Annotated in this window: 16 protein-coding genes; all 16 read left to right on the top strand. The window is 46.2% G+C overall.

Annotated elements, in window-relative coordinates; all coding sequences use genetic code 11:
• Positions 1–8 precede the first annotated feature (8 nt).
• The 16 genes from ribF (at position 9) to BM278_RS03475 (ending at position 17420) form a co-directional block, all read left to right on the top strand.
• The gene (gene ribF / locus BM278_RS03550; protein ID WP_090947985.1) at positions 9–992 is read left to right on the top strand and encodes a bifunctional riboflavin kinase/FAD synthetase; all 984 of its coding nucleotides are present in this window, start codon (positions 9–11) and stop codon (positions 990–992) included.
• Positions 993–1083: 91 nt separating this feature from the next.
• The gene (gene rpsO / locus BM278_RS03545) at positions 1084–1353 is read left to right on the top strand and encodes a 30S ribosomal protein S15 (RefSeq protein WP_003251659.1); all 270 of its coding nucleotides are present in this window, start codon (positions 1084–1086) and stop codon (positions 1351–1353) included.
• Between the two features lie 158 nt (positions 1354–1511).
• Complete coding sequence (gene pnp / locus BM278_RS03540; RefSeq protein ID WP_090947984.1) at positions 1512–3650, top strand: polyribonucleotide nucleotidyltransferase; 2139 nt, start codon at positions 1512–1514, stop codon at positions 3648–3650.
• Between the two features lie 92 nt (positions 3651–3742).
• Positions 3743–4705: a polysaccharide deacetylase family protein gene (locus tag BM278_RS03535; protein WP_090947983.1), complete on the top strand. Its 963-nt coding sequence runs from the start codon at positions 3743–3745 to the stop codon at positions 4703–4705.
• Between the two features lie 13 nt (positions 4706–4718).
• On the top strand, positions 4719–5960 hold the full coding sequence (locus tag BM278_RS03530; RefSeq protein ID WP_090947982.1) for a M16 family metallopeptidase: 1242 nt from the start codon (positions 4719–4721) through the stop codon (positions 5958–5960).
• Between the two features lie 104 nt (positions 5961–6064).
• A complete protein-coding gene (locus tag BM278_RS03525; RefSeq protein WP_090947981.1) occupies positions 6065–6304 on the top strand; it encodes a YlmC/YmxH family sporulation protein in 240 nt (79 codons plus the stop codon).
• Positions 6305–6408: 104 nt separating this feature from the next.
• Positions 6409–7311, top strand: coding sequence for a dipicolinic acid synthetase subunit A (dpaA, locus tag BM278_RS03520; RefSeq protein WP_090947980.1), 903 nt, complete (start codon positions 6409–6411; stop codon positions 7309–7311).
• Entirely contained in the window at positions 7312–7920 is a 609-nt protein-coding gene (locus tag BM278_RS03515; RefSeq protein WP_090947979.1) for a dipicolinate synthase subunit B, read from the top strand.
• A 113-nt stretch (positions 7921–8033) separates the two neighbouring features.
• Positions 8034–9080 carry an aspartate-semialdehyde dehydrogenase gene (gene asd, locus BM278_RS03510; protein WP_090947978.1) on the top strand — a complete coding sequence of 349 codons (1047 nt, stop codon included), beginning with the start codon at positions 8034–8036 and terminating at the stop codon, positions 9078–9080.
• A 30-nt stretch (positions 9081–9110) separates the two neighbouring features.
• The gene (gene dapG, locus BM278_RS03505) at positions 9111–10346 is read left to right on the top strand and encodes an aspartate kinase (RefSeq protein ID WP_090947977.1); all 1236 of its coding nucleotides are present in this window, start codon (positions 9111–9113) and stop codon (positions 10344–10346) included.
• Positions 10347–10368: 22 nt separating this feature from the next.
• Positions 10369–11241, top strand: a complete 873-nt coding sequence (dapA, locus tag BM278_RS03500; protein WP_090947976.1) for a 4-hydroxy-tetrahydrodipicolinate synthase — start codon at positions 10369–10371, stop codon at positions 11239–11241.
• Positions 11242–11382: 141 nt separating this feature from the next.
• Positions 11383–13047, top strand: a complete 1665-nt coding sequence (locus tag BM278_RS03495; RefSeq protein WP_090947975.1) for a ribonuclease J — start codon at positions 11383–11385, stop codon at positions 13045–13047.
• A gap of 110 nt (positions 13048–13157) precedes the next feature.
• Complete coding sequence (locus tag BM278_RS03490) at positions 13158–13886, top strand: ClpP family protease (protein WP_090947974.1); 729 nt, start codon at positions 13158–13160, stop codon at positions 13884–13886.
• The gene (locus BM278_RS03485; RefSeq protein ID WP_090947973.1) at positions 13883–14140 is read left to right on the top strand and encodes a YlzJ-like family protein; all 258 of its coding nucleotides are present in this window, start codon (positions 13883–13885) and stop codon (positions 14138–14140) included. Before BM278_RS03490 ends, BM278_RS03485 begins: the two co-directional genes overlap by 4 nt.
• A gap of 67 nt (positions 14141–14207) precedes the next feature.
• Complete coding sequence (locus tag BM278_RS03480; protein ID WP_279625736.1) at positions 14208–16484, top strand: DNA translocase FtsK; 2277 nt, start codon at positions 14208–14210, stop codon at positions 16482–16484.
• A gap of 204 nt (positions 16485–16688) precedes the next feature.
• The gene (locus tag BM278_RS03475) at positions 16689–17420 is read left to right on the top strand and encodes a GntR family transcriptional regulator (RefSeq protein WP_090947972.1); all 732 of its coding nucleotides are present in this window, start codon (positions 16689–16691) and stop codon (positions 17418–17420) included.
• Positions 17421–17445: the final 25 nt, after the last annotated feature.

The raw sequence follows: 17445 nt of genomic DNA, 5'->3' as shown, positions 1-17445 counted from the left end.
TAAAAAAAATGAAAACATTATTTATTTCGCATCCCCATCATATAAAAAAAGAAGAACTGCCGCCGACCGTTATGGCGCTTGGCTATTTTGACGGCATCCACCTTGGGCATCAGAAAGTGATTCGCACCGCGGTGAAAATCGCGGCGGAGAAAGGATATAAAAGCGCAGTCATGACGTTTCACCCACATCCTTCCGTCGTGCTTGGAAAGAAGGAAAAACATGTTCGTTTGATTACGCCGCTAAAGAAAAAAGAGCAGTTAATTGCCGAACTTGGCGTCGACTATTTATATATTGTCGAGTTTACCCCTTCGTTTGCGCAACTATTTCCGCAAGAATTTGTTGATCAGTACATTATCGGCCTTCATGTGAAGCACGTCGTCGCCGGTTTTGATTTTACTTACGGGCGCCTCGGAAAAGGGACGATGGAAACATTGCCGTTCCATTCACGCGAGCAATTTACGCAGACGGTGATTCCAAAATTGAGCATCGATGGAGAGAAAATAAGTTCCACTTATGTCCGGCAGTTGCTGAAAAACGGAGATGTCGATCAGCTGCCGCGTTTGCTCGGCCGCTTTTATGAAGTGGAAGGCACGGTAGTGGACGGCGAACGCCGCGGAAGAACGATTGGGTTCCCAACGGCGAATATTGCGTTAAATGATGACTATTTATTGCCGGCGCTTGGCGTATATGCAGTAAAAGTAAAATTGGGGTCGGACGTGTTGCAAGGAGTGTGCAATGTTGGCTATAAACCGACTTTTCACTCTACCCGCGAAGGATTGCCAAGTATTGAGGTGCACATTTTCGATTTTGCCAAAGACATTTATGGGGAAACGATGACGATCGAGTGGCATATGCGCTTAAGAAGCGAACAAAAATTCGCGAGTGTGGACGAATTGATCACGCAAATTCAGCGGGACAAAGAAAAAGCGCAAGCATATTTCCGCAATTTCACGGAAAACACTTGCATTTTATCGCAAAAAGAGGTATTCTAATGAATGTATGCAAAATAACCATTGCTTGGCAAGTCGAGTCACCGCCGCTTGCTCGGTAATTGGGGTTTTATCGATGAGGAGGTGAACAAGGATGGCATTATCGCAAGAGCGTAAAAGAGAAATTATCGAACAGTTTAAAATTCACGAGAACGATACAGGTTCTCCGGAAGTGCAAATTGCTATCCTTACAGAGCAAATCAACAATTTGAATGAGCATTTGCGCGTTCATAAAAAAGACCATCATTCACGTCGCGGACTGCTGAAAATGGTTGGTAAACGCCGCAACTTATTGAATTACTTGCGCAATAAGGACATTACGCGCTATCGTGAATTGATTAACAAACTTGGATTACGTCGATAAAAAAGCGGGAGCATTCCCGCTTTTTTGCTAGTTATATAGGCGATTTTTCGCTATGATTAAATAAATGGGAACTGATACATCGTCAATGATTCGTCCATACTAACAGTATATACATTCCGTTATTCTCGATTTGTACATAGAGAGGAGTACTCACTTATATGGAGCAAGAAAAACGCGTTTTTTCCATAGACTGGGCCGGACGGCCGCTCGTTGTCGAAATCGGCGAGTTAGCCAAACAGGCGAATGGAGCGGTGTTAGTCCGCTATGGTGATACGGTCGTATTAAGCACAGCAACGGCGTCCAAAGAAGCGAAAAACGTCGACTTTTTCCCGCTGACGGTCAACTATGAGGAGCGTCTTTATGCGGTTGGCAAAATTCCGGGAGGATTTATTAAGCGGGAAGGACGTCCTAGCGAAAAAGCGATTTTAGCAAGCCGCTTGATTGACCGGCCGATTCGGCCGCTATTTGCGGAAGGATTCCGCAATGAAGTGCAAATCGTTTCGATGGTGATGAGCGTTGATCAAGACTGCTCGCCGGAAATGGCGGCATTGCTCGGCGCCTCCCTTGCGCTGACGATTTCCGATATTCCGTTTGAAGGACCGATTGCCGGCGTCACCGTCGGCCGTGTCGATGGAAAGTTTGTCATTAATCCGACGGTCGAACAATCGGAAAAAAGCGATATGCATCTTGTCGTCGCTGGGACGAAAGACGCGATTAACATGGTCGAGGCCGGCGCTGATGAAGTGCCGGAAGAGATTATGCTAGAAGCGATTATGTTCGGACACGAGGAAGTAAAACGGCTAATCGCTTTTCAAGAGGAAATCGCCGCCCAAGTCGGCAAAGAAAAAATGGAAGTCGTGTTGTACGAGCTTGACCCGCAGCTGGAGGCGGAAATCCGTCAGCTTGCCGAAGCGGATATTAAACGGGCGGTGCAAGTGCCAGAAAAATTGGCGCGCGATGCGGCGATTGAAGAAGTAAAAGCAGGCGTCATCGCGAAATATGAAGAGCAGGAAGCGGACGAGGAAACGTTAAAACAAGTGAATGAAATTTTACATAAGCTCGTCAAAGAGGAAGTAAGACGGCTTATTACCGAAGAAAAAATTCGCCCAGACGGCCGCAGAGTCGACGAAATCCGTCCGCTTTCCTCGGCAGTCGGCGTCCTGCCGCGCACGCACGGTTCGGGATTGTTTACGCGCGGGCAAACGCAAGTGCTCAGCGTCTGCACGTTAGGGGCGCTTGGCGATGTGCAAATATTGGACGGGCTCGGCATTGAAGAAACGAAGCGGTTTATGCACCATTACAATTTCCCGCCGTTTTCCGTCGGCGAAACGGGGCCGATGCGCGGTCCGGGGCGCCGCGAGATCGGACACGGCGCGCTTGGCGAACGGGCGTTAGAGCCGGTCGTTCCATCGGAAAAAGAGTTTCCGTATACGATCCGTCTCGTATCCGAAGTGCTTGAATCGAACGGCTCCACTTCACAAGCGAGCATTTGCGCAAGCACGCTGGCGATGATGGACGCAGGTGTGCCGATAAAAGCGCCGGTGGCGGGAATTGCGATGGGGCTTGTGAAAAATGATGATCATTATACAATTTTAACCGACATTCAAGGAATCGAAGATCATCTTGGCGATATGGACTTTAAAGTAGCCGGGACGAGAAAAGGCGTTACCGCTTTGCAGATGGATATCAAAATCAAAGGCTTGACTCGCGAAATTTTAGAGGAAGCGCTGCTGCAAGCAAGAAAAGGCCGGATGGAAATTTTAGACCACATGATGCAAACGATCCGCGAACCGCGCAAAGAACTGTCGAAGTACGCGCCGAAAATTTTAACGATGCAAATTAATCCAGATAAAATTCGCGAAGTCATTGGACCGAGCGGCAAACAAATTAATAAAATTATTGACGAAACCGGCGTGAAAATCGATATTGAACAAGACGGAACGATTTTTATCTCATCCGTCAATGAAGCGATGAACGAAAAAGCGAAGCAAATTATCGAAGATATTGTCCGCGAAGTCGAAGTCGGGCAGATTTATTTAGGAAAAGTGAAGCGCATTGAAAAATTCGGCGCATTTGTTGAATTGTTCAATGGTAAAGACGGCCTTGTTCATATTTCCGAATTGGCGGAAGAGCGTGTTGGAAGAGTCGAGGACGTCGTTTCGATTGGCGACGAAATTTTAGTAAAAGTAATGGAAATTGATAAACAAGGACGCGTGAATTTATCGCGAAAAGCGGTATTGCGCGAGCAAAAAGAAAAAAGAGGAAGACGGCCGGAGCGGCATAGAATGAAGCCTTAGGATTTGGTTCCTTAAGGCTTCTTTGTTATGGTTTGGATAGTTCTATCTTGTCCCTTCTTTACATATTTGTAGTATAAAAAGGAGGGACAGTTGTGAACAAAAACGATACCCGCTATTTATTGGTGGCGATCATTTTTTTCTTTGCTTGGTTGATCGTCAATCAGCCATCGGTGAACCGATATATTGCCAGCTTGCAACAACAGAGCATGGTAGCGATGAAAGGACACGATAAGCTGTATGCGGAAATTGTGGAAAAAGCAAAACAGTATGAAATTCCTCCGCAAGATGCGGTCATCGATAAAGTGTGGAAAGCAATTCCCGGTTACAACGGATTAAAGGTGGATGTACAAGCTTCGTATGAAAGCATGAAAAAGGATGGAAAATTTGATGAACGGAAGCTCGTGTACAAACAAGTTTCCCCGCGCGTTCATTTGGACGATTTGCCGCCCGAAGCGATTTACCGCGGACATCCGGATAAGCCGATGGTTGCGCTTCTGATCAATGTGGCGTGGGGAAATGAATATATTCCGAAAATGCTGGATATTTTAAAAAAGCATCACGTAAAAGCAACGTTTTTTTTGGAAGGCCGTTGGGTAAAAAATCACCCCGATATGGCAAAAATGATTGTAGACGCCGGTCATGAAATAGGAAATCATTCATATAGCCATCCTGATTTAAAGACGCTTGGCAATGCAAAAATCCGCGAGGAACTAGTAAAAACGAACGAAGTGATCGAAGCGACAACAGGGGTGAAATGCAAATGGTTTGCCCCGCCAAGCGGCAGCTATCGTGATGATGTAGTGGAAATCGCTGCGGATTTAGACATGAAAACAATTATGTGGAGCGTCGATACAATTGATTGGCAAAATCCGTCGCCATCTGTTATAGTGAAACGGGTAATGTCCAAAGTTCATCGCGGTGCCATGATTTTGATGCACCCGACGCTGCCGACGGCGGAAGCGCTTGAGCCGCTGATTATATCGATTCAGCAAAAAGAATATGAAATTGGTAATGTGTCTACATTACTAGATGAAAAGAGAATTGTAAAAAAATAGGAGGAACGTGGCGTTGATTAACAAATATACTTGCAAAAATGGTGTACGAATTGTGCTAGAACAAATTCCAACAGTGCGTTCTGTTGCGATCGGGGTGTGGATTGGAACAGGTTCACGCAATGAAACCGAGCAAAACAACGGTATTTCCCATTTTTTAGAACATATGTTTTTTAAAGGGACAAAAACGCGCACGGCAAAAGAGATTGCCGAAGCGTTTGATAGCATCGGCGGTCAAGTCAATGCGTTTACGTCGAAAGAATATACTTGCTATTACGCTAAAGTGCTAGATGAGCACGCGTCATTTGCTCTTGAAATGTTAGCGGATATGTTTTTCCATTCTACGTTTGTTGACGAGGAATTGCAAAAAGAAAGAAATGTCGTACTAGAAGAAATTAAAATGTATGAAGATACTCCAGATGATATTGTTCATGATTTATTAAGCAAAGCGTGTTATGCGAACCATCCGCTTGGTTATCCAATTTTAGGAACGGAAGAAACGTTGCGCACGTTTACAGGCGATTCGTTGCGCGGATATATGGCTGATTATTATACCCCAGACCGCGTCGTCATTTCGGTCGCCGGAAATGTTGACGAAAGCTTTATTCAGCAAGTGGAAAGCTATTTCGGTTCTTTCACGGCAAAGCGAAAAGCTGGCGGCTCGCCAGCGCCGTCGTTTCAGCCGCAAAAATTAGCGCGTCAAAAAGAGACGGAACAAGCGCATTTATGCATCGGATTTAACGGGCTCCCTGTCGGCCATCCGGATATTTACACATTGATTATTTTAAATAACATTTTAGGCGGCAGCATGAGCAGTCGGCTTTTCCAAGAAGTTCGTGAACAGCGCGGTTTAGCGTACTCGGTCTTTTCTTATCACTCTTCTTATCAAGATAGCGGCTTATTGGCGATTTACGCCGGAACAGGCAGCAACCAGCTTGATTTGTTATTTGAAACGATTCAAGAAACGATTGATAAATTAAAAGAGGACGGGATTACCGAAAAAGAGCTGAAAAACAGCAAAGAACAGATGAAAGGAAGTTTAATGTTAGGACTAGAAAGCACCAATAGCCGGATGAGCCGAAACGGCAAAAACGAATTGCTGCTCGGGCGCCATCGCACGCTTGATGAGATTATTGAAGAAATTAATAGCGTCACTGTAGAAAAAGTAAATGAACTTGCGCGCCGCATTTTTGCGGAAGATTGTGCGCTCGCCTTAATCAGTCCGAGCGGTCAATTGCCGAACCGAATTCGCTCGTAAGCATACGTTTATCGCATGATCGTTGCGCAATGCCTGCTTAAAAAATGCAGGCATTTTTTTATTTCCCCCATCTTACAATAATAAAAAGGAAGGAGGAATATGCAGTGAGACTAAGCGAGTTAAGCGGCAAGGAAATCGTCGATGCAAGACGAGCCGAACGGCTTGGGGTGTTGGGACAGACGGATTTAGAAATTAATGAACAAACCGGGCAAATTCAAGCGTTGCTTATTCCAACGGGAAAATGGTTCCGGTTTCGAAAAGATGGAAATGAAATTCGCGTTCCGTGGAAATATATTAAAAAAATCGGCACAGATATGATTATTATCGATTTTCCTGAACAATGACGGCGATCGCCAACGGCGGTCGCTTTTCTTTTTTAGGATATTCACCTATATTTCCCTTTTTACATAAGATGTGAAAGGAAACGAAGCTGAAAGAAGGTGAGCAGATGATGCTAACAGGCATGCATGTTGCTATTATCGGCGGGGACGCGCGGCAATTGGAAGTCATTCGTAAATTAATTGAATTGGATGCGAAATTATCTTTAGTTGGTTTTGACCAATTGGCGCATCAGTTTATGGGCGCGACGAAGCTGCGAATCGATGAAGTGGACTTTGCTGACTTAGATGCGATTATTTTGCCGGTTCATGGAACGACGTTAGAAGGAAAAGTAAATACGGTATTTTCACACGAACAAATTCCGTTTACAGAAGAAATGCTGTTAAAAACAGCGAAGCATTGCACCGTCTATACAGGAATAAGCAACCGCTATTTGGACGACTTAATGAAAGCAGTTGGTCGCAAATACGTCCAATTGTTTGAACGCGATGATGTCGCGATTTACAACTCGATCCCGACCGCAGAGGGAGCTGTCATGATCGTCATTCAGCATACCGATTTTACGATTCATGGGTCGCGCGTAGCGGTTCTTGGGCTTGGCCGCATCGGCATGACGGTCGCGCGCACATTTGCTGCTCTTGGCGCAAAAGTGAAAGTGGGGGCACGCCGTTCCGAGCATCTTGCCCGCATCACGGAAATGGGCCTTGTCCCTTTTCACCTCAATGATTTAGAAAAAGAAGTGCAAGATATCGATATTTGCATTAATACCGTCCCGCATTTCATTGTAACGGCAAGCGTCATCGCGAAGATGCCGGCACATACGCTTATCGTTGATTTAGCCTCAAAGCCGGGCGGCACCGATTTTCGCTATGCCGAAAAGCGCGGGGTGAAAGCGATTCTCGCGCCAGGGCTTCCGGGAGTCGTCGCGCCAAAAACGGCGGGACAAATTATCGCGAATGTCCTTTCGCAATTACTATATGCAGATTTGCAAAAAAGAAAGGGGAATGGGTAAATGAGCTTAAAGGGAAAACGAATCGGATTCGGGTTGACAGGTTCACATTGCACGTATGATGCGGTCATGCCGGAAATTGAAAAATTGGTAAAAGAAGGAGCGGAGGTGCTGCCTATTGTTACGTATACGGTAAAAACGACAAACACTCGCTTTGGCGAAGGGGAAGAATGGGTGAAAAGACTCGAAGAAATAACGGGCAACAAAGTCATTGATACGATCGTCAAGGCGGAGCCGCTCGGTCCGAAAATTCCTCTCGATTGCATGGTGATTGCGCCGCTGACGGGAAACTCGATGAGTAAACTTGCCAACGCGATGACAGATTCCCCTGTATTGATGGCGGCAAAGGCGACGATGCGCAACCATCGTCCGGTTGTCCTTGGCGTTTCCACGAACGATGCGTTAGGATTAAACGGGGTAAACTTAATGCGCTTAATGGCGGCGAAAAACATTTATTTTATTCCGTTCGGCCAAGACGCTCCGCATACAAAGCCGAATTCGATGGTGGCGAAAATGTCGCTTTTGCGCGATACTGTTCTCGCCGCTTTGGAAGGAAGGCAGCTTCAGCCTGTCATCATTGAGAAGTTCCGCGATGAAACAAACCATCGGTAGAAAATTCATTCGTATGCATAAAAATTTTCTCTCCTTATAAAGTGGAATATGGTAAAATAAAAACTATAAATTTACCAAAGTGATTGAGTGATTACGCGGAAGGAGAATGGGTTATGGAAGAAAGACGCTTTCACGTCGCAGTCGTAGGAGCAACAGGTGCAGTTGGTCAACAAATGGTGCAAACGCTCGAAAATAGAAACTTTCCAGTTGGAAAACTGACTTTATTATCATCGGAACGTTCTGCAGGCAAAAAAATGCGCTTTCGCGATGAAGAAATCGAAGTGCAAGTAGCGACTCCGGAAAGTTTTTCTGGGGTGGATATTGCCCTCTTTAGTGCAGGCGGCTCTGTCTCAAAAGCATTGGCGCCGGAAGCGGTGAAACGCGGGGCGATCGTGATCGACAACACAAGCGCGTTTCGCATGGACGAAAATGTACCGCTTGTTGTTCCGGAAGTGAACGAAAACGATTTAACATGGCATAACGGCATTATCGCCAATCCAAACTGCTCGACGATCCAAATGGTCGTTGCGCTTGAACCGATTCGCCAAGCGTTCGGCCTAAAACGAGTGATCGTTTCCACATATCAAGCGGTATCCGGTGCCGGGGCGCAGGCGATCGAAGAATTAAAGGCGCAATCGAAAGCGGTGTTAAACGGCGAGCCGGTCGTTCCGAAAATTTTACCGGTAAAATCGGACCGCAAACATTATCAAATTGCGTTTAACGCCATCCCGCAAATTGACAAATTCCAAGAGAACGGCTTTACGTTTGAAGAGATGAAAATGATTAATGAAACGAAAAAAATCATGCATATGCCAGAGCTGCAAGTGGCGGCAACATGTGTGCGCATTCCGGTTGTCAGCGGCCATTCCGAATCGGTATATATCGAAATTGAAAAAGACGGCGTCAGCGCGGACGACATTAAAGCGGTATTAAAAGATGCCCCAGGCGTCATTTTGCAAGATGACCCGAGCGAGCAAGTATATCCAATGCCGGTTGACTGCGTTGGCAAATACGATGTGTTCGTCGGGCGCATTCGCAAAGATTTAGACAATGACCGGTCGTTCCATTTATGGGTCGTATCGGATAACTTATTAAAAGGTGCGGCATGGAACTCTGTGCAAATTGCGGAAAGTTTAATTAAACTAGGACTTGTAAAATAAAAGGGGAGCGAATGGCATCGAGGTGTTAACATGAAAATTATCGTCCAGAAATTTGGCGGCACGTCCGTCCGCGATGACCGCGGGCGCGATTTCGCCCGCAAACATATTGAAAAAGCGCTGGAAGACGGCTATAAAGTAGTTGTCGTCGTCTCGGCGATGGGGCGGAAAGGGGAGCCGTACGCGACCGATACGCTCCTTAGCCTCATCGGCGGGGCTGACAATTACGTCACGAAGCGTGAACAAGATATGCTGATGGCTTGTGGTGAAATTATTTCCAGCGTTGTTTTTACAAACCTCCTAAACAAACACGGAATAAAAGCAACCGCATTTACCGGCGCGCAAGCAGGATTTCGCACGAACAGCGACCACACGAACGCAAAAATTATTGAAATGCGCTGCGAACGCGTATTGGAAGCGTTGAACGAATACGACGTCGTTGTCGTTGCCGGCTTTCAAGGAGCAGCGGAAAATGGCGATATTACCACGCTTGGCCGCGGCGGCAGCGATACGTCCGCGGCGGCGCTCGGCGCGGCGCTAAACGCCGAATGGGTCGATATTTTTACAGATGTCGAGGGAGTCATGACCGCCGATCCGCGCATTGTTGAAAACGCCCGTCCGCTCGATGTTGTCACATACACAGAAATTTGCAACATGGCCTATCAAGGGGCAAAAGTCATTCATCCACGCGCTGTTGAAATTGCGATGCAGGCAAAAATTCCACTGCGCGTTCGTTCGACCTATTCCGATTCTTTAGGAACGCTTGTCACATCTTCGATCCGCTCGAAGAAAGGAAGCGATGTAAAAGAGCGGTTAGTGACGGGCATCACTTACGTTTCCAATATTACGCAAATTAAAGTGCAGGCAAAAGAAGGGCATTACGAATTGCAATCTGACGTTTTCAAGGCGATGGCAAATGAAGAAATTAGCGTCGATTTTATCAACATCTCGCCAAACGGTGTTGTTTATACGGTTTCCGGCGAAATGACAGAGCGGGCGGTCGCTGCTCTGCGCCGCATTGGTTATGAACCGATCGTTACAACGGGATGCGCGAAAGTGTCTACCGTCGGTGCAGGGATCGCCGGCGTCCCTGGGGTGACGGCAAAGATTGTTACGGCTCTTTCGGAACAAGGAATTCAAATTTTGCAATCGGCCGATAGCCATACGACCATCTGGGTATTGGTGAAAGAAGAAGATATGAAAAAAGCGGTGAACGCGCTGCATGACGCGTTTCATCTTTCCGAGGAGCCAACGGGGGAATACGATTAAATTGAAGTGAGGAGTGAAAGCATTGGTCCAATTTGGTAAAATCGTGACAGCGATGGTAACGCCGTTTGATCGCAAAGGAAATGTCGATTTTGCGAAGACGACAAAGCTTATCGACTATTTGCTGGAAAACGGAACCGATTCGCTCGTTGTTGCCGGAACGACAGGCGAATCGCCAACGTTGACGACGGAAGAAAAAGTCGCTTTGTTCCGCCATGTCGTTTCCGTCGTAAACGGACGAGTTCCGGTAATTGCCGGAACGGGAAGCAACAATACGCGGGCATCGATTGAGTTGACGAAAAAAGCGGAGGAAGTTGGCGTCGACGCCGTGATGTTAGTAGCGCCGTATTATAATAAGCCGAATCAGGAAGGGTTGTATCAGCATTTTAAAGCGATTGCCGAAAGCACGTCGCTTCCAGTGATGCTTTACAACATTCCTGGCCGTTCTGTCGTGAACATTTCTGTCGATACGATTGTTCGTCTATCGGAAATTCCAAATATCGTCGCCGTGAAAGACGCGAGCGGCAATTTGGATGCGATGACGGAAATCATTGCCCGCACGCGCGATGACTTTCTCCTTTACAGCGGCGACGATGGCATTACGCTTCCGGTATTGTCGATTGGCGGCGCTGGCGTTGTGTCCGTGGCTTCCCATATTATCGGCAATGAAATGAAGCAAATGATCGCCGCTTTCGAAGCTGGCGAACTTGCTAAGGCGGCGAAACTGCACCAAAAACTATTGCCGATTATGAAAGGACTGTTTGCCGCCCCAAGCCCTGTACCGGTAAAAACAGCGCTGCAACTAAAAGGGCTAGATGTCGGCTCTGTTCGTCTGCCGCTCGTTCCGCTTACCGAACAAGAGCGCGTCAAACTAATGAACCTACTAAACACACTATGATGAAAAACCAATCCACCTTACGTGGGTTGGTTTTTTCGTGAAAAGCGCTCTATCATCAATCTTGTATTCAAAAACTCCCATCAGTTATAATAAAGTCAAGTGACTTTGAGCGGGTTAGTATCATCATAGGAGGACGTAGCATTGAGAACGAAACAAGTAGAGAAAATAAGGATTTTTTCCCTTGGGGGAGTCGGGGAAATCGGTAAGAACATGTATGTAGTCGAGTTGGATGACGACATATTTGTCATCGACGCCGGTGTCATGTTTCCTGAAGACGAGATGCTTGGCATTGATAAAGTAATTCCTGACATTAGCTATCTCGTTGAACGCCAAGACCGCATTAAAGCCATTTTTTTAACACACGGACATGAGGAACATATCGGTGCCATCGCCTATGTGTTAAAAAAAATCGCGGTGCCAGTGTACGGAACGAAGCTGACGTTAGGATTGGCGGAATCGATTTTAAAAGAACAAGGAATTACAAACGCAAAACTGATCGAAATTCGCTCCGATTCGGAAATTTTTTTTGATAAAGCAAAAGTGACGTTTTTCCGAACGATTCATAGCATTCCTGATTCGGTTGGAATTAGCATTCATACGTCCCAAGGCGCCATTGTCTATACGAGCGACTTTAAATTTGACCAGACTCCATATGGCAAAAATCGAGCGGATTTGGGGAAAATGGCGCAAATTGGCGAACAAGGGGTGCTTTGCTTATTATCTGATAGCACGAATGCGGAAAGACCGGGATATACGGGATCGGATACGCTTGTTGCCCAGGAAATTGCCGATGTGATCTATAATGCGGACGGTCGGGTGTTTGTTGCTTGTTATGCGTCAAACGTGACAAGAATTCAACAAGTATTGCATGCGGCAAAACAGTATGGACGGAAAGTTGCTGTTGTGGGGAAAACGTTGCATAAAGTGATGGATATTGCTGTTCGGCTAGGATATTTGCATCTTCCGGAAAAAGTGACGATTTCCATTTATGACATTGACCGCTACGATGATAAAGAATTGATTATTTTGACAACCGGCGGGCATGGCGAACCGATGAGCGCATTAGCTCGCATGGCCAAACAAGCGCACAAGCAAGTCAACATCAAAAAAGGAGATACCGTCATCGTTGCGGCATCGGTGATGCCAGGCTATGAATTAATATTTTCGAAAACGATTGATTCGTTGTATCGCGCCGGAGCGAATGTCATTTACCGCGAGAGAAAAGTGCATGTTTCCGGACACGGATGTCAGGAAGAATTAAAGTTAATGCTTAATTTGATGAAACCGAAATATTTTATTCCTGTTCACGGCGAATATCGCATGCAAAAGGCACACGCCAATCTTGCGAAAGCGGTTGGCATCTCCGAAGAAAGAACGTTTTTGATCGACAAAGGGGATGTCATCGAGTTTCGCAACGGTGTCGCTCGTCCTGGCGGAAAAGTTCCGTACGGCAACATTTTAATTGATGGTCTTGGCATTGGCGATGTTGGTAACATCGTTTTAAGAGACCGGCGTCTTCTCTCACAAGACGGAATTTTAATCGTTGTCGTTACATTAAGCAAAGAAGCGAAAAAAATTATCGCGGGACCAGAGATTATTTCGCGCGGTTTTGTCTATGTAAGAGAATCGGAAACGTTGCTTGATGAAGCGACGAAAATCGTAGCCAATATCGTGAATAAATGTTTACAAACATATGTGATCGAATGGTCTTCGTTAAAATCGAACATTCGCGAAGCATTAAGCCAATTTTTATTTGAAAAAACGAAACGCAAACCGATGATTTTGCCAATTATTATGGAAGTATAATACGATCATGCTCAAAGTCAACGAACGATGCCGATAGGAGTTTCCTATCGGCATTTTTCTTTTCGAGTTCGAGCATACTAAACGTATGATGGAAAGAAAGGAGAATGTGCATGGAAAAAGAAAGCTACATATCAGAAGAAAAACAAGAAACGAAAGAGGAGCAAGCAGCATCAGCGATTCAACAGCTAGGGCAAACAAACGTCCCGCAAATGACGCCTGATACGAACATTCACTGTTTGACAATTGTCGGACAAATTGAAGGGCATATTCAACTTCCACCGCAAAATAAAACGACAAAATACGAACATGTCATTCCGCAAATTGTGGCGATTGAACAAAACCAAAACATTGAAGGGCTGCTCGTGATTTTAAATACGGTAGGCGGGGATGTCGAAGCAGGGTTAGCGATCGCGGAAATGCTCGCTTCTTTATCGAAGCCGACCGTTTCCATTGTGTTAGGCGGCGGTCATTCGATTGGCGTGCCGATTGCTGTTTCTTGCGATTATTCATTTATTACTGAAACGGCAACGATGACGATTCATCCGATTCGCTTGACCGGGTTGGTCATCGGCGTTCCGCAAACATTTGAGTATTTGGACAAAATGCAAGAACGGGTCGTTCGCTTTGTGACAAAACATTCAAAAATTACGGAAGAAAAGTTTAAGGAGCTTATGTTTTCGAAAGGAAATTTAACGCGCGATATCGGCACGAACGTCGTCGGCCCTGATGCGGTGAGATACGGGCTTATTGATGAAGTCGGCGGCGTTTCCAAAGCGATGGACAAGTTGCGCGAACTGATTGAACTGAACAAATCAGGTGAAAGGAAGATGATCCAATGATTTTATATACGATCATGCCGGAGCATCTTGTCTTTCAAGCGGCAGCGGAAGAGTATGAAAAACAAACAACGGTATATTACGATGGAATTCCGTTTCTCGTGCAAAAGGCGGAAACAGGCGAATATGAAATAGTGCGAAATTTAAGCACGAACCCGCTTCATTTTTTAGAACAAAAATACGCGCCGGGAACAAGATTCCCGATGTCCGTTGCAACACGTAATGAATTCCTCCTCCATTCATGGTATAATAAATAAACAGACGGAAAAAAGCAGCCAAGTTTGGCTGCTTTTTTCCCATCTTTCAGTTTGTTTATTGGAGTGAATGATAGTGGCAAAACGGAAACGGCAAAAAAAAGCGAGACGGTCAAAGCGGCATTGGAAAGAAACGTTTCAATTAGAGCTAATCGGTCTTGCGATGTTGGCAATTTCCGTCATCGCGATGGCGCGCCTTGGGTTAGTTGGAAAGACGCTCGTGTTCATCGCGCGCTTTTTCTTTGGAGAATGGTATATGCTATTGTTTGTCGCCTCGTTTCTATTGTCATTTTATATCATTTGGAAGCGACGATGGCCTCCGTTTACCCACCGAGTTCTCCTCGGTTCATATATTATCGTTTCATCACTGCTAATGCTTAGTCATGAAACGTTATTCGATTTGTTGTCCCGACGCGGCCAATTGGACCCTAGCATCATTCGCACGACATGGGAGTTGTTTTGGGATGAAGTGCGCGGCGGATCGGCTAGTGCCGATTTAGGCGGCGGGATGATCGGCGCGTTTTTCTTTGCCGCCAGTTATCAATTATTTGATGAACTCGGCACAAAATGGATTTGTTTTTTCCTTTTTGTCATCGGAGCCGTTTTCATTACGGGAAAATCGTTGCGCGAAACCGTCGGAAAAGCGGTGATGATATTTGCGTCTTTCTTGCGGCGGCAATGGCAAGCATTTGCCGCGGATGTAAAACGTTGGGGCAGTAAAGCGCAAAAACAGAAACGGCGCAAACCAAAAACACCGGAGCCGATCGCGCAGCAAGAGGGAGAGACGCTCTCCCCGCCGCCGATTATTTCCGATTTTACTGCGGCGCGTTCGAATGAGATAGAACAAGAACGAGAGCAAGAAAAGGCGGAAAGCGCGGAGGAAGAAGAGTCTCCGCCGCTTGCGTTTTCCGAAATGGAAAACGCCGATTATCAGCTCCCGCCGCTTGATTTGCTCCGCCTTCCGAAACAAACAAGCCAAGCGAAAGATCATGCGAACATTTACGCAAATGCGCGCAAGCTGGAAAAAACATTTCAAAGCTTCGGCGTAAAGGCGAAAGTGACGCAAGTGCATCTTGGTCCTGCGGTCACGAAATATGAAGTATACCCGGATGTTGGCGTGAAGGTAAGTAAAATCGTTAGTTTAAGCGATGACCTTGCGCTTGCCCTTGCTGCGAAAGACATTCGCATTGAAGCGCCGATTCCGGGAAAATCGGCGATCGGCATTGAAGTGCCAAATGAAGAAATTGCGACCGTTTCTTTACGGGAAGTGCTAGAAGCGATTGACCACTACAAACAAGAGGCAAAACTATTAATCCCGTTAGGCCGCGACATCTCGGGTGAAGTCGTTGTCGCCGAGTTGAATAAAATGCCGCATTTGTTGATCGCCGGGGCAACCGGAAGCGGAAAAAGCGTATGTATTAACGGAATCATCGTAAGCTTGCTTATGCGCACAAAGCCGCATGAAGTAAAATTGATGATGATTGACCCGAAAATGGTGGAATTAAGTGTATATAACGGAGTGCCGCATTTGCTTGCTCCGGTTGTGACGAATCCGAAAAAAGCGTCGCAAGCGCTAAAAAAAGTGGTTCAGGAAATGGAAAGACGATATGAATTATTTTCACATACAGGCACGCGAAATATCGAAGGGTATAATGAATATGTACGGCGCCATAATCAAGAATCGGAAGAAAAGCAGCCGCTTCTTCCTTACATCGTTGTCATCATTGATGAGTTGGCAGATTTGATGATGGTCGCTTCTTCCGATGTCGAAGATTCGATTACGCGGTTGGCACAAATGGCGCGCGCAGCGGGAATCCATCTTATTATTGCGACACAGCGCCCTTCCGTTGACGTCATTACCGGCGTCATTAAGGCAAACATTCCGTCACGGATCGCTTTTAGCGTTTCTTCGCAAACCGATTCGCGGACGATTTTGGATATGGGAGGAGCGGAAAAACTGCTTGGCCGCGGCGATATGCTATTTTTGCCGATGGGCGCTTCCAAGCCGGTGCGCGTGCAAGGGGCGTTTGTTTCCGACGAAGAAGTCGAAGAGGTCGTCGATTTTGTTATTTCCCAGCAAAAAGCACAATATTATGAAGAAATGATGGTAAACGAAGAGAATAATGATGGCGAAGAATTCGAGGATGAATTGTACGATGAAGCGGTCCGGCTTGTTGTCGAGATGCAAAGTGCTTCCGTTTCCATGTTGCAGCGGCGCTTTCGCATCGGCTATAATCGCGCGGCACGTCTCATTGATGCGATGGAAGCGCGCGGAGTCGTTGGGCCGTACGAAGGAAGCAAACCTCGCGCCGTGCTCATTTCAAAAGAAAACGCAAAAACGTCATAGGGAAGCAGGCAAACGTGTTGCCTGTTTCCTTTAAAAATATGTCACATTGAAACCGCTGTCAACCTTTTTTTGCTTTCATCGACAAAATTTTTATTTGCTATATTTATTTATTCAAAAAAAAATGGTATAGTAATCTCGAAAAGGTAACATGTCTAACGTCAGAGGTCTGATATCTGCAAAATGGAAAAATGGGGGCTTTTTACAATGTCCATTAAATCAGACAACCGCCACCTATACTTACAAGTGATTGATCGAATTAAGCATGATATCGAAACAGGCGTGTATAAAGAAAAGCAAAAGCTTCCCTCGGAGTTTGAATTAGCGAAGCAGCTAGGTGTCAGCCGTGCGACATTGCGCGAGGCGCTGCGCGTTTTGGAAGAAGAAAACGTTATCATCCGCCGGCATGGCGTCGGAACGTTTGTGAACTCGAGACCGTTATTCACGTCCGGGATCGAACAGCTAAACAGCGTCACCGATATGATCCGGAAGGCGGGCCGGAAGCCTGGGACGATTTTTTTATCTTCTTCGGTGCAACAGCCGACGGAAGATGACATGCGGAAATTCCAATGCTCGGCGGACGACGAAATCCTTTTAATCGAGCGCGTCCGCACCGCTGACGGGGAGCCCGTCGTCTATTGCATCGACAAAATTTTATGCAAATATTTGCCGAAAGGAATTTCTTATGAGCAGGAGTCCTTGTTCGAAAATTTACATAATCAGGTGAACCGCGATATCGCTTATGCTGTAGCCCGCATCGAGCCGCTCGGCTACCATGAGAAAGTGTCGCCGATTTTGCAATGCGAGCCGGAAACTGCGCTGCTTGTCTTAAAGCAGATGCACTTTGATAAAAATGATGAACCGATTTTTTATTCGATTAACTACTTTCGCTCCGACAAATTTAGCTTCCATGTGCTGCGAAAACGGCTTAACTTTTAAGGAGGTGACATCCGAATATTAGGAT

The organism is Parageobacillus thermantarcticus (assembly GCF_900111865.1).
In the GTDB taxonomy this organism is placed as follows: Bacteria; Bacillota; Bacilli; order Bacillales; family Anoxybacillaceae; genus Parageobacillus; species Parageobacillus thermantarcticus.
The sequence above is the reverse complement of the archived record's forward strand: the minus strand, read 5'-3'. Positions and strand labels throughout refer to the sequence as shown.